The 21903-nt window shown below is 71.1% G+C and carries 23 protein-coding genes and 1 pseudogene; 13 read left to right on the forward strand and 11 right to left on the reverse strand.

The window, feature by feature from the left end; translation table 11 throughout:
• The first annotated feature begins 2 nt into the window (after positions 1-2).
• Positions 3-701 carry a response regulator transcription factor gene (locus tag O7623_RS21855; RefSeq protein ID WP_282224879.1) on the forward strand — a complete coding sequence of 233 codons (699 nt, stop codon included), beginning with the start codon at positions 3-5 and terminating at the stop codon, positions 699-701.
• Here the strand turns inward: O7623_RS21855 and O7623_RS21860 are convergent.
• The 7 genes from O7623_RS21860 to O7623_RS21890 form a co-directional block, all read right to left on the reverse strand.
• Positions 695-1366, reverse strand: coding sequence for a 50S ribosomal protein L11 methyltransferase (locus O7623_RS21860; protein ID WP_348775168.1), 672 nt, complete (start codon positions 1364-1366; stop codon positions 695-697). The two genes, O7623_RS21855 and O7623_RS21860, sit on opposite strands and share 7 nt — an antisense overlap.
• Before the next feature lie 71 nt (positions 1367-1437).
• Entirely contained in the window at positions 1438-1641 is a 204-nt protein-coding gene (locus O7623_RS21865; RefSeq protein WP_282224881.1) for a cold-shock protein, read from the reverse strand.
• 299 nt (positions 1642-1940) lie between these two features.
• On the reverse strand, positions 1941-4841 hold the full coding sequence (locus O7623_RS21870) for a DUF5682 family protein (RefSeq protein WP_282224882.1): 2901 nt from the start codon (positions 4839-4841) through the stop codon (positions 1941-1943).
• Positions 4838-5953, reverse strand: coding sequence for an AAA family ATPase (locus O7623_RS21875; protein WP_282224883.1), 1116 nt, complete (start codon positions 5951-5953; stop codon positions 4838-4840). Before O7623_RS21875 ends, O7623_RS21870 begins: the two co-directional genes overlap by 4 nt.
• 87 nt (positions 5954-6040) lie before the next feature.
• On the reverse strand, positions 6041-7369 hold the full coding sequence (locus O7623_RS21880) for a VWA domain-containing protein (protein WP_282224884.1): 1329 nt from the start codon (positions 7367-7369) through the stop codon (positions 6041-6043).
• Positions 7366-8778: a hypothetical protein gene (locus tag O7623_RS21885; RefSeq protein WP_282224885.1), complete on the reverse strand. Its 1413-nt coding sequence runs from the start codon at positions 8776-8778 to the stop codon at positions 7366-7368. Before O7623_RS21885 ends, O7623_RS21880 begins: the two co-directional genes overlap by 4 nt.
• Entirely contained in the window at positions 8778-9194 is a 417-nt protein-coding gene (locus O7623_RS21890; RefSeq protein WP_282229508.1) for a hypothetical protein, read from the reverse strand. Before O7623_RS21890 ends, O7623_RS21885 begins: the two co-directional genes overlap by 1 nt.
• Before the next feature lie 309 nt (positions 9195-9503).
• On the opposite strand from O7623_RS21890, the gene O7623_RS21895 reads away from it, so the two are divergent.
• Together O7623_RS21895 and O7623_RS21900 are read left to right on the forward strand one after the other, a co-directional pair.
• Positions 9504-9980, forward strand: a complete 477-nt coding sequence (locus O7623_RS21895) for a helix-turn-helix domain-containing protein (protein WP_282224886.1) — start codon at positions 9504-9506, stop codon at positions 9978-9980.
• Entirely contained in the window at positions 9973-10332 is a 360-nt protein-coding gene (locus O7623_RS21900; protein ID WP_282224887.1) for a DUF4180 domain-containing protein, read from the forward strand. Before O7623_RS21895 ends, O7623_RS21900 begins: the two co-directional genes overlap by 8 nt.
• Here O7623_RS21900 and O7623_RS21905 read toward each other — a convergent pair.
• Positions 10325-10933, reverse strand: coding sequence for a TetR/AcrR family transcriptional regulator (locus tag O7623_RS21905; protein ID WP_282224888.1), 609 nt, complete (start codon positions 10931-10933; stop codon positions 10325-10327). The genes O7623_RS21900 and O7623_RS21905 overlap by 8 nt on opposite strands.
• Positions 10934-11026: 93 nt before the next feature.
• Between O7623_RS21905 and O7623_RS21910 the strand changes: the two genes are divergently transcribed.
• From O7623_RS21910 to O7623_RS21935, 6 genes and pseudogenes are all read left to right on the forward strand, one after another.
• Complete coding sequence (locus tag O7623_RS21910) at positions 11027-11779, forward strand: SDR family oxidoreductase (RefSeq protein WP_282224889.1); 753 nt, start codon at positions 11027-11029, stop codon at positions 11777-11779.
• A 203-nt stretch (positions 11780-11982) separates the two neighbouring features.
• Positions 11983-12204: pseudogene (locus tag O7623_RS21915) on the forward strand (cyclase family protein); the annotation flags it as partial.
• Between the two features lie 95 nt (positions 12205-12299).
• Positions 12300-12506 carry a hypothetical protein gene (locus O7623_RS21920; RefSeq protein ID WP_282224890.1) on the forward strand — a complete coding sequence of 69 codons (207 nt, stop codon included), beginning with the start codon at positions 12300-12302 and terminating at the stop codon, positions 12504-12506.
• Positions 12507-12601: 95 nt separating this feature from the next.
• Positions 12602-13288 (forward strand): DUF2202 domain-containing protein, encoded by a 687-nt coding sequence (locus O7623_RS21925; protein ID WP_282224891.1) that lies wholly within the window; start codon positions 12602-12604, stop codon positions 13286-13288.
• A 223-nt stretch (positions 13289-13511) separates the two neighbouring features.
• Positions 13512-14204 carry a response regulator transcription factor gene (locus O7623_RS21930; protein WP_282224892.1) on the forward strand — a complete coding sequence of 231 codons (693 nt, stop codon included), beginning with the start codon at positions 13512-13514 and terminating at the stop codon, positions 14202-14204.
• Positions 14194-15561: a HAMP domain-containing sensor histidine kinase gene (locus O7623_RS21935; RefSeq protein WP_282224893.1), complete on the forward strand. Its 1368-nt coding sequence runs from the start codon at positions 14194-14196 to the stop codon at positions 15559-15561. Before O7623_RS21930 ends, O7623_RS21935 begins: the two co-directional genes overlap by 11 nt.
• Before the next feature lie 9 nt (positions 15562-15570).
• On the opposite strand, the gene O7623_RS21940 is transcribed toward O7623_RS21935, so the two are convergent.
• Complete coding sequence (locus O7623_RS21940; protein WP_282224894.1) at positions 15571-16311, reverse strand: VIT family protein; 741 nt, start codon at positions 16309-16311, stop codon at positions 15571-15573.
• Positions 16312-16501: 190 nt separating this feature from the next.
• Here O7623_RS21940 and O7623_RS21945 point away from each other — a divergent pair, with 190 nt between their 5' ends.
• Positions 16502-16957 (forward strand): hypothetical protein, encoded by a 456-nt coding sequence (locus O7623_RS21945; protein ID WP_282224895.1) that lies wholly within the window; start codon positions 16502-16504, stop codon positions 16955-16957.
• 52 nt (positions 16958-17009) lie between these two features.
• Here the strand turns inward: O7623_RS21945 and O7623_RS21950 are convergent, their stop codons facing one another.
• Positions 17010-17633: a response regulator transcription factor gene (locus O7623_RS21950; RefSeq protein WP_282224896.1), complete on the reverse strand. Its 624-nt coding sequence runs from the start codon at positions 17631-17633 to the stop codon at positions 17010-17012.
• 155 nt (positions 17634-17788) lie between these two features.
• On the opposite strand from O7623_RS21950, the gene O7623_RS21955 reads away from it, so the two are divergent.
• Positions 17789-18928 (forward strand): transposase, encoded by a 1140-nt coding sequence (locus tag O7623_RS21955; RefSeq protein WP_282224897.1) that lies wholly within the window; start codon positions 17789-17791, stop codon positions 18926-18928.
• A gap of 13 nt (positions 18929-18941) precedes the next feature.
• Here O7623_RS21955 and O7623_RS21960 read toward each other — a convergent pair whose 3' ends face one another.
• Positions 18942-20099, reverse strand: coding sequence for a histidine kinase (locus tag O7623_RS21960; protein WP_282224898.1), 1158 nt, complete (start codon positions 20097-20099; stop codon positions 18942-18944).
• A gap of 134 nt (positions 20100-20233) precedes the next feature.
• On the opposite strand from O7623_RS21960, the gene O7623_RS21965 reads away from it, so the two are divergent.
• Together O7623_RS21965 and O7623_RS21970 are read left to right on the forward strand one after the other, a co-directional pair.
• Positions 20234-21124 (forward strand): ABC transporter ATP-binding protein, encoded by an 891-nt coding sequence (locus tag O7623_RS21965; protein ID WP_282224899.1) that lies wholly within the window; start codon positions 20234-20236, stop codon positions 21122-21124.
• 53 nt (positions 21125-21177) lie between these two features.
• Complete coding sequence (locus tag O7623_RS21970) at positions 21178-21897, forward strand: hypothetical protein (RefSeq protein ID WP_282224900.1); 720 nt, start codon at positions 21178-21180, stop codon at positions 21895-21897.
• Positions 21898-21903: the final 6 nt, after the last annotated feature.

Raw genomic sequence — 21903 nt, forward strand, 5'->3', positions numbered from 1 at the left:
ACGTGGACGACGCTGTGCCGGACGGGCCGGACCTGGCCCGGGTGTTGATCGTGGACGACCATCCGGTGGTCCGCCGGGGGCTGCGGGCGATGCTCGACGGTGAGCCGTGGGTGGCGCAGGTGCTGGAAGCGGCGTCCTGCGCCGACGCGCTCGCCACGGTCGCCCACGAGCAGGTCACCGTGGTCGCGATGGACATCGCCCTGCCCGACGGTGACGGGGTGCAGGCCGCCGCGCGGATCCTGCGGCACCGACCAGGTACGGCGGTGCTGATGCTGACCATGGCCGACGACGACGCGCTGGTCGCCCGGGCGCTGCAGATCGGAGCCCGGGGTTACCTGCTCAAGGACACCGACCCGGACGTGGTGGTCGACGCGCTGCGTACCGTCGCCGCCGGTGGGCTGGTGCTCGGCCCGGGGGTCCGGCTGGCCGGCCTGGCCGACCCGGCAGGCCGGTCGGCGGCGTCGGCGACGCGGTTGCCGCCGCCGTTGGACCAGCTCACCGCGCGGGAACGGGAGATCCTGCGGCACATCGCCGCAGGTGAGGGCAACGCGCAGATCGCCCGTCGGTTCGGGGTCAGCGACAAGACGGTACGCAACCAGGTGTCGACTGTGTTCGCCAAGCTCGGGGTGAGCGACCGCGTGCAGGCGGCGCTGCTGGCCCGCGACGCCGGAATGGCACCGCCGGGCCGTCAGGATCAGTGACGCGGCAGGAGGGTCAGCACCTGGGTACGGTCGATCAACGAGTCCTCGGCGGCGCCGGTGGCGATCCGGTAGCTGACGACCGGGGCGAGCCGGTCGAGTCCACCGTGACCGCGGCCCGGATCACCCACCAGCACGTGCACGCCACGGTCGGCGAGCCGGTCGAGGAACGGCAGCACCCGGGTGGCGAGTTCGGCGTTGTACAGCGCGTCGCCGACCAGCACCAGGTCCACCTCGGTGACGGTGCCGTCGAGCAGATCGTCGACCGTGGTGGTGAGCACGACGTCGTTGACCACGGCGTTGAGCGCGATCGCGGTCGCGGCGTACGGGTCGATGTCGTTCGCGGTGACCGTCGCGGCACCGGCCATGGCCGCCGCGATGGCGACCAGACCGGACCCGGAGGCGAGATCGAGGACCCGCCGCCCGGCGGCCACCTCGCGGTGGTCGAGCAGGTAGCGGGCCAGTGCCTGGCCACCCGCCCAGGCCGAGGCCCAGTACGGCGGCGGTAGCCGGTGGCCGGCAGCGGCTTCCAGCCGGGCCCACAGCAGCGTCGGATCGTCGGCGAGGAAGAGCCGGATCTCGGCCGCGAGCGGCACACTGGTCAGCCGGAGCTGGTCCGCGCCGCCGGTGTCGGTGCCGGCGGCATCGTGGAAGAGTTGCCGTTGCAGGGGGTCAGGGGAAGGCCCGCCCTGGGACGACGACGCCGTCGACGGCCGCGTCCCAAGGGACGGGGACAACCTCAGATCACCCGGATGTTGGCCGCCTGCAGGCCCTTCTGCCCCTGCTCGACGTCGAACTCCACCCGCTGGTTCTCTTCGAGGGTGCGGAATCCGCTGGACGCGATAGCGGTGAAGTGGGCGAAGACGTCGGCCTCTCCGCTGTCCTGGGTGATGAAGCCGAAACCCTTGTCAGCGTTGAACCACTTCACGGTGCCGGTTGCCATGTCTGCTCCTTGCCGGTGACGGGTCCGCGACGTGCGGACCCCTGTTCTGCCGCACTCATCAATCTCCATCCGGAGAGAGCGGCAGGAACTGCCAAACGCCCGGCTGCTGCCACCTGCGGTCAGGCATGCGGCATGAGGAAATCAACTGCAACGCCGCAAACCTAGCATGTCGCGGAGTTCCGGGTGGGCCCAAGCCGGGGCGTCGGCGCGTTGCGTGCCGGACCCGCCCGGTGACCCCGCACCTGGCAGGTGCGGGGTCACCGGGGCCGTACCTGAGGTGAGCTGTGGCCGGTGTGGCGTCAGCCCACCCCGAGCAGGATGGCCGCCGCGCCGGCCGGCACCGGGTGGGCCTCGAGCAGGGCGACCAGCTCGACCCGGTGCTGCCCGCCGGTCGGCTGCCCGCCGGTCGCCTGGTCGCCGGTCGCCTGGTCGCCGGTCGACCCGTCACCGGTGGGCGGCGCGACCGCGCAGTCGAACAGGTCCGCCACCGCGACCGTTGCCAGCGGGAAACCGGCCAGCAGCTGCGGCACCGGTCCGGTCATCGCGTACCGGACGGGTTGCGCTTCGGCCGGACCCGGCGGCGGTGTCGCCGGGTCCGCCCACGGTGGCGTCCAGGCGTCCACCGCCGGCAGCGCCGCCGGGAACGTCCGACCAGCCTCGCGTACCAGCACCGGCAGCAACTCGCCGGCCTGCTCGCGCAGCGTGGTCAGCAACGTCGGCAACCACGGCAGCAGCACCCGGTCGGGCAGCTTCCCGAACGCCGTCGACAGCACCTCCACCACGAACGGCGCCAACGTCGGCACCGGCTCCAACGCCTGCACGAACCCGCTCAGGTAGTGCGGGAACGCGCCGACGGTCAGCGGACTGGCCAGCAGTTGCGTGCAGCGCTCCCGCAGCTGCGCCAACGGCAGCTGACCGAGCTGGGACTGCGCCGCCCAGAGCAACGCCACCTTCGCCGGGGCCTGCGGATGGGACTGGCGTACCGCCAGCTCCAGCTGGGCCCGGTCGCAGCCGAGCGCCATCGCCAGGCTCTCCATGCTCATCAGGAAGCCCAGCATCGCGGCCACCTGACGCAGCCCGGTCTCGTCGTCGACGAACGCCGTCGGCAGCAGGGTGCAGTAGTGGGCGTACCCGGTGGTGACGAACGCCTGACACCAGGCCGGCAACTCGGCCGTACCGCTGGTGCGGTAGTAGACCAGCAGCCGGCGGATCCGGTGCAGCACCTCCGGGGCGTCGTCGACGGTACGTTCGGCGGCGAGCAGCTGCACCGCGCGGGCCCCGAGCTCGTCGGTGAACCGCCGGTTGGTCAGGTACAGCAGGGAGTCCTCCACGGCGGCGAGGGCCTTCGCCGCCGTGGCCTGCGGATCCCAGGCGGCCTTGCGCAGCCGCTGCTCCAGCACCTGCTCGATGGTGACGCCCTCGTAGCCGAGCTCGATGATCGACCGCTGGTGGCGACCGATCGCGACGTCCCAGCTCTCCTGCACGGACCGTTCACCGAGTCGACGCTCGCCCATGATCGGGCGGACCGCCTCCGGTGGCAGCAGCCGGCGCAGCGTCCACAGCAGATCCGAGCAGGGTTGCAGCTGCGGCTCACCCTGCAGGTCCAGCAATGCCCGCTGGACCGTACGTTTCTGCAGATCGAGGCCGAGCGGCGCCAACCGGTCGTGCACGTCGCGGGCCAACGGTGGCAACGCGTCGTAGCCGACCCGGCCCAGCCGGTCGCCGCCGAACATGATCTCGCAGAGCCGGCGGACGTCACGCCGGCCCGGCACCACGTCCTTCTCGATGCAGGTGACGGCCGCGTCGGCGAAGTCGTACGGCGTCGGCCGGCGGCGGTTACGCATCTCGGCCAGCAACACCGACGTCTCGACCACGGCGATCGCGTCGGCCGTGCTGGCCAGGTAGCCGTTGCGCCGGGCCAGCCGGACGATGTCGACCGACCAGCCCAGCAGCTCGGCCTCGTCGAGCTCACCGGGGCGGGCCGGGGTGGCCAGGAAGCCGCTGAGCCGGTCACCGGCGGTCGCCGTACCGGTAGCGGTCGGCGCGGCGGCCTTCGGCTTGCGGGCCGCCCGCTTGCGGCCACCGGCCTGCCCGGCCAGCCGGTACGGGGTGACCCGGCCGGCGGTCAGCGCCTTCTGCCAGGTGGCGGCGGCGATCGACACCGCTCCACCGGCCAGCCCGAACTGTGCCTCGATCGCCGAATGGCTGGACGGGATCAGCCCGTACCGCCAGACGGTGGCGGTCCGCGCGGTGATCTCGAACGGGGCGTCGGAGTGGACGCCGAACTGCTCCACCCGGCTGGCGGCGTGGGCCGCGCCGCAGACGTACAGGCAGTCGGCCGGGTCGGCACCGGACGCGGCCAGGTGCTCGCGCATCCGGGTCCACATGAATCGTTCCCGGTCCTCGTCGCGGTCGGCGCGGGCGGCGTCGGTCGGCCGTAGCCGCCGGAACAGGCTACCGATCATGACCATGACCTGCCGGTACGTGTCATGGTCGGCGCCGATCAGCGGCTGTTCGACGTACTGGTCCCACCACTCCGACCAGTGCCGCACCTTGCCGTGGTGCAGCAGGTACGCCTCCAGCTCGGCGAATCCGGGCCGCAGGTCGCCGATCTCCAGCCCGACGGCGTCACCGTGCAGCGCCTTCTCGTCCGCCTGGGTCGGGTCACCCGCGTCGTCGGGGTCCGTCGTGGTGGCCGCCGGCGCGTCCTCGTCGGGCGGCGACTGCCACTGGAACACATGGTCGGCGGAGCGGTCGACCAGCAGCAGCTCCACCCCCGGCGTCTCCAGGGCGTACGCGATCGCCTGGTACTCGGCCGACGCCTCGGTGATCGGGGCGATCACACTCAGCGGGCCGGACCCGGCCGGGAAGCCGGCCAGGTCGCTGGCAAACGCCTGCAACGCCACCGGCAGTTCGCAGTTGCGCAGCTCGGTCAGCAGCGGCTGCAGGTCCTCGCAGAGCTCCAGGTAGATCACCTTGGGCTGTTTCTCGCGCAGCCGGCGGACCATCGCCAACGCCGAGGACGGCGAATGGTGACAGACCGGGAAGATCTCCAGCTCCTCGGCGAGCGCCCGGTCGACGTCGTCGACCATGCCGGCGAGGATGCCGGTCAGCGCGTCCGGGCTGTCGGCGAACGCCGTCGCGGCGTCCGCCAACTGCTCCCGCAACGCCCCGAACCGACCGTCCGACGACGCGCTCATGACAGGGTCGCGATGCTCTGGCGGCCGCCTTCGAGGAACGCCGGCCACTCGCCGCCGTCGGCCTTGCTGCGCGGCTCGATCACCCCGTGCCAGAACTTGTTCAGGATCGCCAGGTCCTCCGGGCTGCGCCGGGCCAGCGAGCCGACCATCGAGCTGGCCAGGGTCTCGGCGCGCAGGGTCCGGTCGCCGAAGAACTGGCTGTGCAGGATCGCGTCCTCCAGCACCCCGATCTGCTCGGCGGTGGACAGCGCCGACTCCAACTTCTCGTCGTCGCTGGTCGCCGACGCGGCGGCGGTACGCAGGTCGGCGAAGCTCTGCAGCAGCACGTCCAGCAGGGTCGGCGGCACCTCCAGGTCGATCTGGTGGCGGCGCAGCAGTTCGGTGGTCCGGAACCGGACGATCTCCGCCTCGCTGCGCTTGTTGGTCACCACCGGGATCCGGACGAAGTTGAACCGTCGCTTCAACGCCGACGACAGGTCGTTGACGCCCCGGTCGCGGCTGTTGGCGGTCGCGATGATCGAGAAGCCGGGCTGGGCGAAGACGATGTTGTCCGAGTCCAGCTCCGGGATGGAGACGTACTTCTCGGACAGGATCGAGATCAGCGCGTCCTGGACGTCGCTGGTGGAGCGGGTCAGCTCCTCGAACCGGCCGATCACGCCCTGCTCCATCGCCGTCATGATCGGCGACGGGATCATCGACTGCCGGGACTGGCCCTTGGCGATGACCATCGAGACGTTCCACGAGTACTTGATGTGGTCCTCGGTGGTGCCGGCGGTGCCCTGCACGACCAGGGTCGAGTTGCGGCTGATCGCGGCGGCCAGCAACTCGGCCAGCCAGCTCTTGCCGGTGCCCGGGTCGCCGATCAGCAGCAGGCCACGGTCGGAGGCGAGGGTGACGATGCTGCGTTCGACGAAGCTGCGGTCACCGAACCACTTCTGCGGGATCTGCCGGTCGAGGCCGTCGGCCGGCTCGGAGCCCAGGATGAAGGTGCGCACCATCTTCGGGCTGAGCCGCCAGCTGAACGGCTTCGGGCCGTCGTCGATCGACTCGAGCCAGTCGAGCTCCTCGGCGTACTTGATCTCGGCGGGGGCGCGCAGCATCTCTGCGGTCATGGTGCGGTTTCTCCTAGTCGAAGGTGCTCGTACGGCGAGCGGTGTTCGTACGGCGAGCGGTGTTCGTACGGCGAGCGGAAAGGGGGATCAGGTGAGGAAGTTCTTGAGCTCGACGACGAGCTTGCGGACGTGCCCGGACAGCACCGGGGTGCCCTGGTCCTTGAGCCGTTGGCGGAACCACGGGTTGACGCTCTGCTGGCCGCCGCTGGAGACCGAGCCGACCGGGATCAGCTTGGCGCCGCTGCGGTGCACCGACTGCAGCCCGTCGAAGACCTCCTGCGACTTCCACTCGTAGAAGTCGGAGATCCACACCAGCACGGTGTTGCGCGGGTCGACGATCTTGGGTCGGGCCAGCTCCAGTGCAGCCATGCCGTCGGTGCCGCCACCGAGCTGGGTACGCAGCAGCACCTCGAACGGGTCGTGCACCCACGGCGTCAGGTCCAGCGCCCGGGTGTCGTACGCGACCAGATGCACGTCCACCTTGGGCAGACCGGCGAAGATCGAGGCCAGGATGGTGCAGTTGACCATGGCGTCGACCATCGAGCCCGACTGGTCGACCACGACGATCATGCGGGCCGGAGTGGTCCGCTTCGCGGTCTGCTTGTAGAACAGCCGGTCGACGTAGAGCCGCTCGTCGCTCGGGCTCCAGTTCGGCAGGTTCTTCCAGATGGTGCGGTCCAGGTCCAGGTTGCGGAACACCCGCTTCGGCGGGATCGACCGGTCGATGGTGCCGACGCTGGTCTGCTGCACCTGGGTCTTGAGCACCTCGGCGACCTCGTCGACGAAGCGCCGGATCAGCGCCTTGGCGTTGGCCAACGCCACCCCGGACAGGTTCGACTTGTCCCGCAGCAGCTGCTCGATCAGCGACATGCTCGGGGTGAGCTGACGGGCCAGCGCCGGGTCGGCCAGCACCTCCCGCAGCCGCATCCGGCGGACCAGGTCGGCCTCGATGGTGCCGAGCAGCCCGTCGCGGCGGCCCGGCTGCACACCGCAGGCCTGCTGGTACCAGCCGGCGTCGGACTGCCAGCAGGCCAACTGGGTCGCGGAGACGTCGCCGCTGCCGGTGGCGAAGATGTTGAGCAGCAGCTTGGAGGCCAGCGCGGCCCGCCGTACCTCGTCGGCACCGACCTGGCCGGTGTCGGTGTCGGCGTCGGTGTCGGTGTCGGCAGTGTCGTCCTCGGCCGGCGGTGCGAGCAGTCCCGGAAGCTCCTCGGCCAGCTCCGGGAACCGCTGCACGACCGTGTCGATGGAGACCGACGGGTCGAGTACGGCGGCCGGCAACCCGATGTCGTCGACGATCGACACGCTGGCCCGCTCCAGAGCAGCCTGCTCCTGCCCGTCGAACAGCCGGGCCAGCAGCCGCCAGTAGAGCACCTGCCGGCGGTTCTCGTGATGGTTCCTGATGTCAGTGGTCATTTCCGCAGCAACCGTCCCGCCCGTTCGCGGAGCACGGCGATCGGGTCGCCGGAGCGGGCCACCGCCTTGGCCACCTTCGGGTCGGTCGGGCCCTGCGCCCAGTCGCCGGTGTGGACGGCGACCTTCTTGCGTTTCACCGTGGCCTGTACGCCGATCGGCTGCACCGACCAGCCGCCGCCGTCGAGGTCGCCGGCACCGGCTTCCCAGCGCAGCAGCCCGAGGCAGGCCGTCGAGGCGGCGACCAGGTCGACGGTGAGCGGGCCGCAGGCCGGCAGCCGGTCGGCGGCGACCGCGATCCGGGCCCCGTCGACGTCGAAGGTCAGGCCGCCGTCGGTGTCGACCGTGTAGCCCTCCAGCAGCACCGGCTCGGCGATCGTGGCCGGATGCCGGTCCAACGGCGGTACGGCCGGTGCCAGGGCCTCACCGAGCTGCACCCGGGCCACGGCGAACGGATCGGCCGGCTCGCCGGGCCGGGCCTGCTCGTCGCGCCACACGAGGTCACCGCTGGGGTGCAGGAGCAGGTCGGTGACGTCGAGGCTGAGCCGGCCGGCGAGCGCGGCCAGCAGCACCGGATGGTCGCTGAACAGCTGCCAGAGCACCGGGCCGACGATGGTGTCGACCTTGGCTGCCGAGACGGTGACCCGGACCAGCCGCGGCGACTCGCCGCCGGTCTCGAGCAGGGCGTGCACCTGGAGCGCCACGGCGGTGCCGTGCTCGTGTACGTCGACGCCGAGCGGCAGCAGCCGGCCGGAGACCGGCTCCGGTGCGGTCGGCGCATCCGGCGGGCTGGTCAGCAGCATGCTCCGGGTCCACAGGTCGGCCCACCGGCGCACCGGCAGCCGGTCCAGGGTGGCGACCGGGCTGGCGTAGGCCAGCTCGGCGGCGAACCCGTCGAGCAGCACCGCGCAGCGGCGCAGCGTCGGCTCGGCCAGCAGTGCGTGCAGCGCCTGCTGGCTGGTCGACACGATGTCGTGGTCGACGTTGCGCCAACCGGTGATGACGAGTTCGGCCAGCCAGGAGCGGGCGGCGAGCAGCCGGCCGTCGACCGCACCGGTGGCGGCGGTCGGCACCGGCCAGTCGGCCCGGGGCCGGCCGAGTGCGGCGTCGAGCTGGTCGCGCAGCGCGTCGTGGACGGCACCGACGATCGCCGTACGGGCACCGGCGAGCCGTAGCAACTGCTCGTCGCCGACGGAACCGGCCGCCACCTTGTCGACAGCTTCGGCGACGGCGGCACCGAGCGGCGTCGCGGCGAGGGCGCCGGCCACCTCGGTCAGCGCGGCTGTCTGCTCCGGGCCGAGCCGGCTCAGCCCGGCGACCAGGGCGCGGTCGAAGCCGTCGACGACGTCCCACGCCTGCGGCACCCCGGCCGGTACGCCGCCGGTCAGGTCGGCGAGCTGTGCGCCGCGCATCAGGCAGCCACCGCCCCGGCCGGGAACCAGTGCAGCTCGGGCAGCGGCTCGGCGCTGCCGGGCAGCTCCAGGTAGGACAGGTGGCGCAGGAACCGGCTGAACACGGCGGCCGCCGGTGACTCTGCGGCGGTCTTGACGTAGCGGTCCAGGCTCCAGACGATCTGGTGGCCCATCGTGACCTCGCCGTCGATCTCCATCCGGAGGAAGCGGAGTACGGGTTCGGCGCCGTACTGCACGATCGCCTCCTCGGCGAGCAGGACGATGTGGTTGCAGGCCGCGCCGTGCAGGCCGCCGCAGGGCCGGTTGTTGTTGGTGCTGCAGCTGAGCTCGTGCGTGCCGGCGGCGATCGACGACACGTAGACGCGCCCGATGTCCGATCCGCTGGACACGACGCCCTGCAGGCGACCGTCGGCCATCTCGACGAAGGGCACCTTCGTCAGTTTGCGGGGTCGTGTGGCGGGCACCACCCGCGCCGTGCTGCGCCGCTCGACCGCGGCGTCGTCCGCATCCACTGAGTTGCCCTCCAGGCATGTCGACCGCAGCGGTCACCCGCCGTCACCGGCGACGGCTCCGCTGCGGATCGGGTGATCCGTACGCGAGAAGTTGTATCGAACCGGTGCGACAAATCGAGGTGACCGGCGGCGACGGGGGCGGCGAAACTGGCGGCACAGCCAGTGCCCGCTATACTTCCCTGTCAGCATGTATTGAGGCCATGATAGGGAACAATGAGTAAGCAGTGGCTGTCCGTTGAGCAGGTCGCGGAGCGCCTTGACCTGCACGTGCGTACGGTGCGTGGTTACATCCGTGACGGACGGCTGCCGGCCGTACGGATCGGGAAGCAGTACCGGATCGCGGCGGCCGACCTGGATGCCTTCACCGGTCGATCACCGAATGTGACCGCTCCGGACCGCCCGGTTGTCGAGGTGTCGGCCGTCGTCGACCTCGACGGTGTCGACGCGGGCGACGCCGACCGGCTCGGCACCCTGCTTGTCGCCGGGGCGGAGAGCGGCAGCGGGGCGTCGGCCGAGCCGCCGCTGCGGCTGCAGACCGGGTACGACCCGGCGCGCGCCCGGCTGAAGATCGTCGTCTTCGGCGGCCCGGCTGACGTCGCGGCGATCCTGTCCACCATCGACCTGATGACGAGACCGGGCAGCGGCATGTTCCACTCGAGCACTGCTGAAGGGGCAGGGGAGGATGGCTGACGAGATCGTCGAGGTGGCCGGCGTACCGGTGCTGGTCTGCGCCGCCGACGGGCCGCCCATCGCCAGCGAGCAGGACGCCCTCGACGTCATCGGTGCGGCCTTCGCCGGTGCCGAGATCGTCGCCGTCCCGGTCGGGCGGCTGGACGAACGCTTCTTCGCCCTGCGCAGCGGGGTCGCCGGCGGCATCATGCAGAAGTTCGTCAACTACCGGCTGCGGCTGGTCGTGGTCGGCGACATCACGGAGCACACGGCCGGCAGTACGGCCCTGCGTGACCTGGTCGTCGAGTCGAACCGGGGCCGGCAGGTCTGGTTCGTCGACGACCTCGACGCCCTCGCCACCCGCCTCAGCTGAGCGGCCAGTTGCGCAGGGCGGCGTCGGCCATCGCCTGGAGTTCGTCGCGGCCGATCCCGCTCGCGGCCTGGACCGCGATACCGAACGCCAGGGTCGTGACGTAGCGGGCCAGTAGCCCAGCATCGGTCTCCGGAGGCAGTTCGCCTTCGTCGACTGCGCGCTGGAACCGTTCCCGGACGGCGGTGCAGCCGTTGTTGCGCCAGGCGGCGAGCAGGTCACGGGCTGGCTGCCCGGGGTCGCCGGTGGCCAGGGCACCCTGTACGCCCAGGCAGCCGTGGGGGTGGGCGGGGCGCGTGGTGGTGCGAACGGTGCCGGCCAGGATCGCGGTGGCGACGCCGAGCGCGGTTGGCTCCGCCAATGCCCGGGACAGGTAGCCGCCCGGCCCCTCGGTGTAGCGCTCCAGCGCCTTGCGGAACAGCTCCTCCTTGTTGCCGAAGGCCGCGTACAGGCTGGTGGTGGAGATGCCCATCGCCTTGGTCAGGGTGGCCAGGTTGGCCCCCTCGTAGCCGTGCTCCCAGAAGACCAGCACCGCGCGATCGAGTGCCGCGTCGGCGTCGAATCCCCGCGGCCGGCCGATCGGGCCGGTCTGTCGCTCCCCCACCCTCCCAGCCTACCGCTTTTGCAGCGATCGCTGCAGAAGTGCTAGCCTCCTGGTTCTGTAGCGATCGCTGCAGAAGTAGAAGGGGTTTCTCACGTGGGACTACTTGAAGGCAAGACCGCTCTGGTCACCGGCGGCAGCACCGGCATCGGCCTGGCCAGCGCCGTACGCTTTGCTGCTGAGGGCGCACACGTGTTCATCACCGGCCGGCGGAAGACCGAACTCGACGCGGCCGTCGAAGCGATCGGCCCGGCGATGAGCACCGCAGTGATCGGCGACATCGCGAACCTGGCCGACCTCGACCGGCTCTACGAGACGGTCCGTAGCCGGGGACGGGGCCTGGACGTACTGTTCGCCAACGCCTCCATCGCTGAAATCGTGCCGCTCGAGCAGATCACCGAGGAGCACTTCGACACCATCTTCGGCATCAACGTCCGGGGCACCCTGTTCACCGTGCAGAAGGCCCTGCCGTTGCTCAACGACGGCGCCTCGGTGATCTTGAACGGCTCTACCAACGTGGACGTCGGAGTGGAGGCGTTCGGTGTCTACGCGGCGTCCAAGGCGGCGACCCGATCGTTCGCCCGGACGTGGGCCAACGAGCTCAAGGGACGTGGTATCCGAGTCAATACGATCACGCCCGGCCCGACCGACACCCCAGGTCTTTCCGGGCTCGCCGCCGACCCTGAGCAGGCCGCCGGCTTCCGGCAACACCTGGCTGGTCAGGTGCCGCTGGGTCGGCTAGGGCGCCCGGAGGAGATCGCCGCTGCCGTAGCCTTCCTCGCCAGCGCCCAGAGCAGCTTCATCACTGGCTCCAGCCTCTACGTCGACGGCGGCCTCAACCAAGTCTGAGCAGCGCAGGCGCCTACCCGCGAAGTGCGCACGGAACTCCGGGGGGACGTGATCTGTAGGAGGACCACTTCCGCCGGAGTTCCGTGTCTCCACCCTGGCGACCCGGCTGAACGGGCGATTCCCATACTTTTCGGGCGGTCACCTCCGTGCATGTGTCATTGCCCGGAATGGCGCGATACTGCCGCGATGCTTGCCGACGCCGGGCCCGGCTCGTCGGCATCGACAGCGTCAACATCGATGACATGTACAGCGGCGGGCAGCGACCGGCCCACTCGATCCTGCTCGACGCGGGTGTGCCGATGCTCGAACACCTCACCGGCCTGACCGACCTCCCCAACACCGGGGCCCGCCTCCATGCGGCACCACCACGGGTACGCGGCTTCGGTACGTTCCCAGTGCGGGCCTACGCCGTCGTGCCGCAGTAATGGCGATGCCTGTCACCGACGCCGTTGGCTGGGTCGGCGCAGCCTGACTTCTGCTCGCCTACGCCCGACTTTCCAGCGGACGGCTCGCTGTGGGGATGCGGTACCACCTGCTCGATCTCGCGGGTGCCGGCGGGCTCGCAGTCAACGGCGCGTTTCACCAGGCATGGCCGTCGACCGCGCTCGACCTCATCTGGCTGGGCATCGGCCTCACCGCATTGCGTGGTGGCCTGCCTCGACGGGAGGCACTGCGCTCACCCGCAGGCCATCCGGATCTGCTCGGTGACGGCATCGACGACACGTGAAGTCTCCACACGTTCTGCACATGGGCACCACAGCACGTGCACCGCGGCGAGCGACGGTGAACGTGTTGGTGACCGACGCGAACGGAGGAGGAGTCATGAACAGGAAGACTCGGCTGGCGACAGCGCTGGTGGCCGGTGGCGTCCTGACCGTCGGAGCGGTGACGGTGACCGCGCCGGCGATTGCCGGCGCTGGACCGTTCGGCAGGCCGACAGCGAGCACATCGTGGTTCGGGACGGGCCAGGGAACGGCCGGCAACGGCATGGGGACCGCCGCCGGCAACGGCATGGGGTCGGCCCTGCGTGACGGCAGCTGCCTGTCGCCGTCGGCGAGCGTGCCGTCAGGCACGTTGAGTGAGCAGCAGAAGACCACCCTCGCCAGCATGGCGCAGGAGGAGAAGCTCGCCGGTGACCTGTACCGGGCGTTCGCCGACACGTACCCGGCGGTGGTCTTCGACCGCATCGCCGCCGCCGAGGACCAGCACCTCGAAGCGGTGCGTACCCTGCTGGCCCGCTACGGGATCGGTGACCCCACCGCGGACCGGCCGGCCGGCCAGTTCTCCGACCCGGCCGTGCAGGCGACCTACGACCGGCTGCTTGCCGAAGGCTCGGCCAGTCAGAGCGCGGCGTTCGGCGTCGGGCAGCAGGTCGAGCAGGCCGACATCGCCAGCCTGCAGCAGGCCCTCACCGGGCTCGACGCGGCTGACGTGGCCCAGGTGTACCGGCACCTGCTGGCCGCTTCGCAGCACCATTTGACCGCGTTCACCACCTGGGCGACCCGGTAGCTGCGCACGGGACCGGTCGGTGGGCCCGCGCCCGTACGGTGCGGGCCCACCGACCGTGGCTGCGGCCGGACCGGCGTCAGCCCAGGTGCCGTACGGCGTCAGCCCAGGTGCCGTACGGCGTCAGCCCAGGTGCCGTACGGCGTCAGCCGAGGTGCCGTACGGCGGGTGCCGACGGGCCGGCCGGCTCTGCCGCCCACCCGCCCGCCCACGATGGGATGAGACCATGGCCGGCACGGTGCTTGTCGTCGAGGACGATCGGGAGATCCGCGAGCTGTTGCGTCGCTACCTGGAGCGGGCCGGCTTGACGGTCCACACCACCCACTCCGGAGCCGAAGCCGTCCGCCTGCTCGACGAGGGCGGCATCGACCTCGTCGTACTCGATCTGGGACTGCCCGACATCGACGGCCTCGACGTGCTCGCGGCGGCCCGTGGCACCGGCGGTGTGCCGACCATCGTCCTGACCGCCCGCAACGCAGTGGAGGACCGGATCCGGGGGCTGCGGCACGGTGCCGACGACTACGTCACCAAGCCGTTCAGCCCCACGGAACTCGTCCTCCGGGTGCAGGCCGTCCTGCACCGCCTACGCGGTGGTGCCACCGAGCCGGGCCCGGCCTCCTACGGGCACGGCCGGCTCCGTATCGACGAGGCCCGGCACGAGGCATGGCTGGCCGGCCGGCTGCTGGAGCTGACCCCGACCGAATGGGGACTGTTGACCACCATGGCCGCCGCGCCCGGCCGGGTCTTCTCCCGTTACGAGCTGGTCAACCGGGTCCGGGGCTACGAGTTCGCTGGATACGAACGGACCATCGACTCGCATGTGAAGAATTTGCGCCGCAAGCTCGCCACCGACCCTGGCGAGGTCATCGCGACCGTGCTGGGCGTCGGATACCGGCTGGTCCTCGGCCGTGACCGGTGATCCGACCGCTGTCTTCGGCCCGCTCGGCCGGCGGTTGCTCGCCGCCTTCGCCACGGTGGCCCTCTCCTCGGTCCTCATCCTGACCATCGCGGCGCTCATCGGCACCGACCGTGGGCTGGCCACCGCCGAACGCGCCAACCGTGCGGCGGTCGCCGCGCGTACGGCGGACGCGGCCGCCGACGGCTACTCCGCCACCGGCGGCTGGGCCGGTGCCGATCTGACCGCCGCACAGGCCGTCGCCGAGGCGGCCGGTGCCCAGCTGGTGGTCCGGGACGCCACCGGCGCGATGGTGTGGCCCGGCCGGGCTCCCGTCGGCGCCGGCCCCGGGCGGGGTGCCCACGACACCACCAGCTTCGGGGCGACCGCCACCGTCCGGGTCGCCGGGCAGAACGTGGGGACCGTCGAGCTTCGCTTCGGCCATACATCTGTCGCTGGCGGACGCGCGGTCGCCTGGCAGTGGGTCGCCGTCGCTGCCGCTGCCGCGCTGCTGCTCGCCCTGGCCGTGAGCTGGTACGTCGCCCGCCGGCTCAGCGTGCCACTGGTCGCGGTCACCCGGGCCGCCCGTGCCTTCGCACGCGGCGACCGGGCCGTACGCGCCCGGCTGCGTGCACCCGGCGAGTTCGGCGAGCTCGCCAGCGCCGTCGACGCGATGGCCGATCAGGTGACGCAGGCGGAGCAGCTGCGCCGGCAACTGTCCGCCGACGTCGCCCATGAACTCCGTACCCCGTTGGCCTGCCTGCAGGCCGGCCTGGAGGAGCTCCGCGACGGCCTGGCCGAGCCGGACCCGGTCCGGTTGGCCAGCCTGCACGACCAGAGCCTGCGGCTGGGACGGGTGGTGGAAGATCTCGCCGAGCTGTCAGCGGCCGAGTCCGCGGCGCTGTCGTTGCGCCGCACCGAGGTCGATCTCGCCGACGTCGTCACCGCTGCGCTCACCGGCCAGGAGTCCCGGCTGCGCAGCGCCGGCCTGCACATCCACCGTGACATCGGCTCCCGGGTCGTGGTGGACGCCGATCCCGACCGGCTGCACCAGGCCGTGACCAATCTGCTGACCAACGCCGCCCGGTACTGCCGACCCGGCGACCACGTACACATCGGAGTGGACACCGTCGGCCAGCAGGCGCGGATCCGCGTCACCGACACCGGACCTGGCATCGATCCCGCTGACCTGCCGTACGTGTTCGACCGCTTCCGACGCGGCCGCAACAGCCGGTCTGCGGTCGGCGCCGGAATCGGCCTCGCGGTGGTCCGCGAACTCGTTGCGGCTCATGGCGGTACCGCTGACGTGGCGTCGCGATCCGGCCACGGCAGCACCTTCACCATCCGGCTTCCGCTGCGTAGCGCCGGCTCCAGCGGTTGACTGGTCCGCTCAGAGCACCGTCGCGCCAACCAGCTGCCCGATGGCGAAGGTGACGGCCATGGCCAGGGCACCGCCGGCCACGAGTCGGACGACCGCCCGACCCAGGCGGGCCGAGCCCAGCCGCGCGCTCACCGCACCCGTCGCCGCGAGCGTGAGCAGCACGACGACGAACGTCACGGGAACCCTCGCGTCGGGCGGCGGCAGCAGGATCGCGACGAGCGGCAGCAGCGACCCGAGGGTGAAGGCGATCGCCGAGGCGGCAGCCGCGTGCCAGGGGTTGGTCAACGACTCCGGGTCGATCCGCAACTCGACGTCGGCGTGCGCGGCGAAGGCGTCCTTCGCGGTCAGTTCCTCCGCCACCAGCCGTGCGGTCCCGGCGGTCAGGCCCTTCGCGACGTACAGCGTGGTCAGCTCGTCCAGCTCCTGCTCGGGGAAGCGTTCGAGCTCCATGCGCTCCTTCGCCAGCAGCGCCCGTTCGGAGTCACGTTGGCTGCTGACCGACACGTACTCGCCCAGGGCCATGGAGACGGCGCCCGCCGCCACCCCCGCGACCCCGGCGGTCAGGACCGGTCCGGTGGCGACCGTCGCGCCGGCCACGCCGACGACGAGACCCGCCGTCGACACGATGCCGTCGTTGGCACCCAGCACCCCGGCTCGCAACCAGTTCAACCGGGTGGAGATCCCGCCGGCGTGCGGCTCGTCCAGGTGGGTCACACCGGATCGACCGGCTCCCGTACCTTCGGCATTCATTCAGATCACCTGCCACCGCAACGGTACGGCGGGCGTCCCGCCACGGCAACGAAGCCAAGCCTGTGCTACCGCAGTGGTCCGACGGTGCAGTTGGTGTCTGCCGGTACAGCCGTGACCGGGCCGGCTAGCCGGCCCGGCGGATGTGGTGGTGCCGGGTTAGCTCGCGCAAGCATCGGGTACGCGCGCCGACATGCGGCGAATCTGGAGCGGGTTGCTGGCCGGTGCCGCCGGCACCAGCGCCCTCAACATGGTCACCTACCTCGACATGGCCGGGCGGGCCCGGCCGGCGAGCAGTACGCCGGAGCGCAGCGTCGGCCGGCTCGCCGAAACGTTGCACGTCGACCTCGGTGACGAGCAGACCGCCAGCAACCGGCGGGCCGGGCTGGGGCCGCTGCTCGGCTACGCGACCGGGCTCGGGGCCGCCGCGTTGTACGCGGTGGCCGGCCCCCGCCGGGCCCCGGTCTGGGCGGCCACCGGGCTGCTCGCGGCGTTGGCGATGGCTGGCTCGGACGCGCCGATGACCCTGCTCAAGGTGTCGGACCCGCGGCAGTGGAGCGCTGCCGACTGGGCGTCGGACATCGTGCCGCACCTGGCGTACGGCCTGGTCGCCGCCGCCGCACTGCACCGGCTGCAGCACCGCGACTGACTGCGCGACTGACGACGGACGCCGCGCCGGCGCACGGCGTACCGCCGGATTTTCAGAGCCAGTCGTGTTCGCGGGCGTAGCGGGCGGCGTCGTGCCGGGTCCGGGTCTGGGTCTTCTGCATCGCGTTGGACAGATAGTTTCGGACGGTGCCCTCGGCGAGGTGGAGCCGGACGGCGATGTCGGCCACCGAGTAGCCGTCGCCGGTCGCCCGCAGCACGTCGACCTCCCGATCGGTGAGTGGGCAGTCGTCGATGACGGCGAGCGCCGAGACGTCCGGGTCGACCCACCGCTTGCCCGCGTGCAACGTGGCGATGACCGAGGCGATGTGCGCTGGCTCCGCCGACTTGCTGACGAAGCCCTGGACGCCGAGCCGGAGCGCCTTCCGGAGCACACCTGGTCGGGCGTGCCGGGTCAGCATCAGGATGACCTGTTCGGGCCGGGTCTGCCGGATCTGGGCGACGGCGCCGAGCCCGTCCACGCCGGGCATCTCCAGGTCGATGACGAGGACGTCGGGCCGGTGCTGGAGGGTCGCGGCGACGGCCGACGCGCCGTCGGCGGCCTCGGCGAGCACGGTGATGTCGCCTTCGAGCGGCAGCAGCGCGGCCATCGCCTTGCGCAGCAGCGCCTCGTCGTCGGCGAGCACCACGGTGGTCGCTGGGGCGTCGGCCTGCGTCATCAGAGTCCTTCCGTGGATACTCCGGCCTGCAGGCCGGAGAGGAAACGGAACCCCTGCGGAGCAGGGCAGGGATAGCCGATCCGCCGCCAGGGCGGATCGGCGTCCGTCCACACGCCACCGCAAGGCTCACCGGTCGGATTGTTGGACTGTGGACTGTGTCCAGGACCGTGAAGCGGGCGTTCAGGTACCGCTTCCACCCGACCCCCGGGCAGGCGTGGACCCTGGGTCGGGAGCGGGTCACCTACCACGCCACGTCGGCGATGCTGACCGGGTGGAAGAAGACCGACGAGTTCGCGTTCCTCAACGACGTCTCCTGCGTCCCTCTGCAGCAGGCGCTGCGGCATCTGCAGGTCGCGTTCACCAACTTCTGGGCGAAACGGGCCCGGTATCCGTCGTTCAAGTCGAGGAAGCGGTCGCGGCGGTCGGCGGAGTACACCGCGAGCGCGTTCTGCTGGCGCGACGGCCGGCTGACCTTGGCGAAGATGTCTGATCCGTTGGACATCGTGTGGTCGCGGCCGTTGCCTGCTGGTGTGGCGCCGTCGACGGTGACGGTGTCGCAGGACGCGGCGGGCCGTTGGTTCGTGTCCCTGCTCTGCGACGACCGGATCGAGCAGGCCCCGGCCACCACTGCTGTGGTGGGGGTCGACGCCGGACTCGACAGCCTGTTCACCCTGTCGACCGGGGAGAAGGTCCCCAACCCGGGGCACGAACGCCGCGACCGGGCCGCCCTGGTCCGTGCCCAGGGGAACCTCGCCCGTAAGGCCCGAGGTTCGGCGAACCGGGCCAAGGCCCGACTGGCGGTGGCCCGGGTTCATGCCCGGATCGCCGACCGCCGCCGCGACCACCTGCACAAACTCACCACTCGGCTCGTTCGTGAAACCCAAACGATCGTGATCGAGGACCTGACCGTCCGCAACATGATGGCCAATCACAGTCTGGCCCGCGCCATCTCGGATGCGGGCTGGCGGCAGTTCCGCACCATGTTGGGGTACAAGGCGGACTGGTTCGGCCGGGACCTGGTGGTCGTGGACCGCTGGTTCCCGTCGACCCGGCTGTGCTCCGCCTGTGGTGCGCTGGCTGACCGGATGCCGTTGACGGTCCGGTCGTGGACCTGCCGGTGCGGGCGGACCCACGACCGGGACGTCAACGCGGCCCGCAACATCCTCGCGGAGGGGCTCTCCGTGATTGCCTGTGGAGGCGGTGTAAGACCTCACCGGGAGTCCTCCTCTCGGACGGGGCGGTCGTCGGTGAAACAGGAACCCCCTGGGGCGACCCAGGGAATCCCCGTCGGTTAGGGCGGGGAGGAAGTCAACGGTCCTCCACGGGTGCTCCGGCCGGCGCACCGGGGCCGGGGCGCGGAAAGGTGGCGGCAGTCGGGAAGGTCGCGGCGGTCAGGAAACGTCCGTCGGTCTGCTCCACGGTGAGCTCACCGGCGCTGCCGGCCACCCGTTCGCGCAGCGTGGCCAGGCCGTGCAGCTCGGGTAGCGGGCTGGACGGTGCGCCGTCGTTGACGACGGTGATGCCCGATCCGGTCAGGGTGATCTTCACCTGGGTGGCCTGCGCGTGTCGCAGGATGTTTGTCGTCGTCTCGCGCAGGACCTGGCCGAGCAGTTCGTCCGCGTGGGTGTCGACCTCGGCCTCGCGGTCGACGTGGACCCGGATGCCGGCGGCTTCGAAGAGGTTCTTGGCGTTCTCCAACTCGGCGGAGAGGTTGAGTCGCCGCTGCGCGTAGGCGAGTTCCTTGGTCTGTCTGATGGTGTCGCTGACCAGCGCGTAGATCTCCCGCAACTCGTTGTCGGCCCGGTCGGGGTCGCTGCGGACCAGTTTGCGGGCCAGCGCGATCTTCAGCTTCACCACGTGCAACGTGTGGCCCTGGATGTCGTGCAGGTCGCTGGCGAACCGGACCCGTTCCCGGATGACGGCCAACTCCGCCTCCCGTCTGCGGGACTCCTGCAACTCCTCGACGACGTCGTAGAACCGCTTGTTCGGAAACATCAGGCCGGTGATCACCGCGACGGCACCGGCGGGCAGGACGACGTACTGCAGGAGCACGTCGGAGACGCCCTCGGACGACACCAGCAGCCGCGTCGCGCCGACCGCCGCGACGTAGCCGACGAGACCGACGGCCGCCGCGGCCCGGTACCGCTTCAGATTGGGGACGACGAGGGAGCCGGCGAGGGCCAGGCCGTAGGACGCGCGCGGGCTGTCGATCATCAGTACGCCGAGCGGCCAGACGGCGGCGGTGACGATCAGACAGTACGGGGCGAACCGGGGCAGGTCGCGCGCCGTCCATCGCTCGAAGGCGACCAGCGCCGCGACCACGCCCGAGGCCAGGATGACCGCGTCCCACCAGGTGCGGGAGTCCGCCACCACCACGGCAGCCCCGCCGACGGTGAGCGGCGGGACCAACATGACGAGGTTGAGCTTGCGCAGCCGTCGTCGCGTGGGCTCGGTGTGCTCGGGCATCTCCTGAGTATTCGTCCGGATCCGGGCAGGCCACCAGTGACACTACGTCACGGGTTCACCAGCGGGAATGTCATCGTGAAGTGGTGACACGGCCGCACTGACCGGTGGGCGCGGTGAGGGCTGGAATTGACGGCATGTCCACCACACCAGTCATCGACGTCGAACGCCTCAACGTCTCCTACGGCGGTTTCCACGCCGTCAAGGACCTTTCCTTCCAGGTACGCCGAGGTGAGCTCTATGCCCTGCTCGGCACGAACGGGGCCGGCAAGACCTCGGCGCTGGAGACCATCGAGGGCCACCGTACGGCGACCTCGGGTGTCGTACGGGTCTTCGGGCGCAACCCCGGCGACCGCGCGGCCGTGCGACCCCGGACCGGCATCATGCTCCAGGAGAGCGGATTCTCCCCGGACCTCACCGTGCGGGAATCGGTCCGGCTGATCGGCAAGCTCAGCCAGCGGGTCGACCACGTCGACCGGGTGCTCGACCTGGTCGGCCTCACCGGCAAGGCCGGCACCCTGGTCGCCCAGCTCTCCGGCGGGGAGAAGCGGCGGTTGGATTTCGCCACCGCCGTGTACGGGGCACCAGAGTTGATCTTCTTGGACGAGCCGACCACCGGCCTGGACATCCAGTCCCGTGACGGCCTGTGGGAGGTCGTCGACAACCTGCGTGCGGACGGCTCGACGGTCGTGCTCACCACCCACTACCTGGAGGAGGCGCAGCAGCGCGCCGACCGGATCGGGCTGATGCACCAGGGGACCCTGCGCCGGGAGGGGACCGTCGCCGAGCTGACCCGGTCCCTGCCGGCCGTGATCAGCTTCTCCCTGCCGGCGTCCGTATCGAGTCCGGCGCTGCCGCTGCCGGCCGAGCCGGGCGACGGCGGCGCGGTACGCATCGAGACCCTCGACCTTCAGCGGGACCTGCACACCCTGCTGCGCTGGGCGCAGGACCACGACGTGGAGCTGCGTGGCCTCGAAGCCGGGCCGACCCGGCTCGACGACGTGTTCCGCGCCATCGGCACCGACTGACCCCCGCGTCTACTGACCCCGTACCGACCTTCTCCCGAACGGACCGTGTCGCCATGCTCTCCATCGCCGGCAGCGAACTCATCCAGATCTTCCGGAACCGGCTCGTGCTGGTCACGAGCTTCATCATGCCCGTCGTCGTCAGCGCCTTCTTCATCTACCAGCACGAATCGTTCGCGACCCTCGGCAGCCTCGGCTACATCGCCGGGGTGGTGGTGTTCACCGTGGGCGCGTTCGGGCTGTACGCCACCACGGTCACCACGCTGGCCTCCCGTCGGCAGAACCTCTTCCTCAAGCGGCTGCGCTCCACCACCGCCACCGACGCCACGATTCTCGCCGGCCTGCTCACCCCGGCGACCGTCATCGCCGGGGTCCAGGTGACGGCGATGCTGTCCGTACTGGGGGTGGTGTCCGACCGACCGGCGAACGTGCCGCTGCTGGCGGCGGCCGTCCTCGCGACGATGATCATGTTGATCGGTCTCGGCCTGGCCACCGCCGGGCTGACGAACTCCCCCGAACACGCCCAGGTGACCACGCTGCCGGTCAGTCTCGGCGTCATCGCCGTGACGAGCTGGGTCGGTATCAGCGGCACCGAGAATCTCACCCTGCTCAAGCGGATTCTGCCCGGCGGCGCGGCCACCGAACTCGTCGTCGACGCGTGGAACGGCGGCGTCGCCGTGACCGATTCGCTGGCCCTGCTCGCACCCACCCTGGGCTGGGTCGTCGTCGCCCTCGCCCTGGCCGCCCGACTCTTCCGCTGGGAACCGCGCCGCTGACGGCAC

Origin of the sequence: Solwaraspora sp. WMMD791 (assembly GCF_029581195.1) — a bacterium.
Classification (GTDB): domain Bacteria; phylum Actinomycetota; class Actinomycetes; order Mycobacteriales; family Micromonosporaceae; genus Micromonospora_E.

What these genes read in the sequence shown, in the direction of transcription:
- O7623_RS21930 (WP_282224892.1), top strand. Translation starts at nt 13,512, where the DNA reads ATGGCCGGCACGGTGCTTGTCGTCGAGGACGATCGGGAGATCCGCGAG.
- O7623_RS21920 (WP_282224890.1), top strand. Translation starts at nt 12,300, where the DNA reads ATGCGGTACCACCTGCTCGATCTCGCGGGTGCCGGCGGGCTCGCAGTC.
- O7623_RS21880 (WP_282224884.1), bottom strand. Translation starts at nt 7,369, where the DNA reads ATGACCACTGACATCAGGAACCATCACGAGAACCGCCGGCAGGTGCTC.
- O7623_RS21885 (WP_282224885.1), bottom strand. Translation starts at nt 8,778, where the DNA reads ATGCGCGGCGCACAGCTCGCCGACCTGACCGGCGGCGTACCGGCCGGG.
- O7623_RS21940 (WP_282224894.1), bottom strand. Translation starts at nt 16,311, where the DNA reads ATGAATGCCGAAGGTACGGGAGCCGGTCGATCCGGTGTGACCCACCTG.
- O7623_RS21960 (WP_282224898.1), bottom strand. Translation starts at nt 20,099, where the DNA reads ATGCCCGAGCACACCGAGCCCACGCGACGACGGCTGCGCAAGCTCAAC.
- O7623_RS21950 (WP_282224896.1), bottom strand. Translation starts at nt 17,633, where the DNA reads ATGACGCAGGCCGACGCCCCAGCGACCACCGTGGTGCTCGCCGACGAC.
- O7623_RS21945 (WP_282224895.1), top strand. Translation starts at nt 16,502, where the DNA reads ATGCGGCGAATCTGGAGCGGGTTGCTGGCCGGTGCCGCCGGCACCAGC.
- O7623_RS21965 (WP_282224899.1), top strand. Translation starts at nt 20,234, where the DNA reads ATGTCCACCACACCAGTCATCGACGTCGAACGCCTCAACGTCTCCTAC.
- O7623_RS21865 (WP_282224881.1), bottom strand. Translation starts at nt 1,641, where the DNA reads ATGGCAACCGGCACCGTGAAGTGGTTCAACGCTGACAAGGGTTTCGGC.
- O7623_RS21870 (WP_282224882.1), bottom strand. Translation starts at nt 4,841, where the DNA reads ATGAGCGCGTCGTCGGACGGTCGGTTCGGGGCGTTGCGGGAGCAGTTG.
- O7623_RS21970 (WP_282224900.1), top strand. Translation starts at nt 21,178, where the DNA reads ATGCTCTCCATCGCCGGCAGCGAACTCATCCAGATCTTCCGGAACCGG.
- O7623_RS21900 (WP_282224887.1), top strand. Translation starts at nt 9,973, where the DNA reads ATGGCTGACGAGATCGTCGAGGTGGCCGGCGTACCGGTGCTGGTCTGC.
- O7623_RS21875 (WP_282224883.1), bottom strand. Translation starts at nt 5,953, where the DNA reads ATGACCGCAGAGATGCTGCGCGCCCCCGCCGAGATCAAGTACGCCGAG.
- O7623_RS21890 (WP_282229508.1), bottom strand. Translation starts at nt 9,194, where the DNA reads ATGGCCGACGGTCGCCTGCAGGGCGTCGTGTCCAGCGGATCGGACATC.
- O7623_RS21925 (WP_282224891.1), top strand. Translation starts at nt 12,602, where the DNA reads ATGAACAGGAAGACTCGGCTGGCGACAGCGCTGGTGGCCGGTGGCGTC.
- O7623_RS21895 (WP_282224886.1), top strand. Translation starts at nt 9,504, where the DNA reads ATGAGTAAGCAGTGGCTGTCCGTTGAGCAGGTCGCGGAGCGCCTTGAC.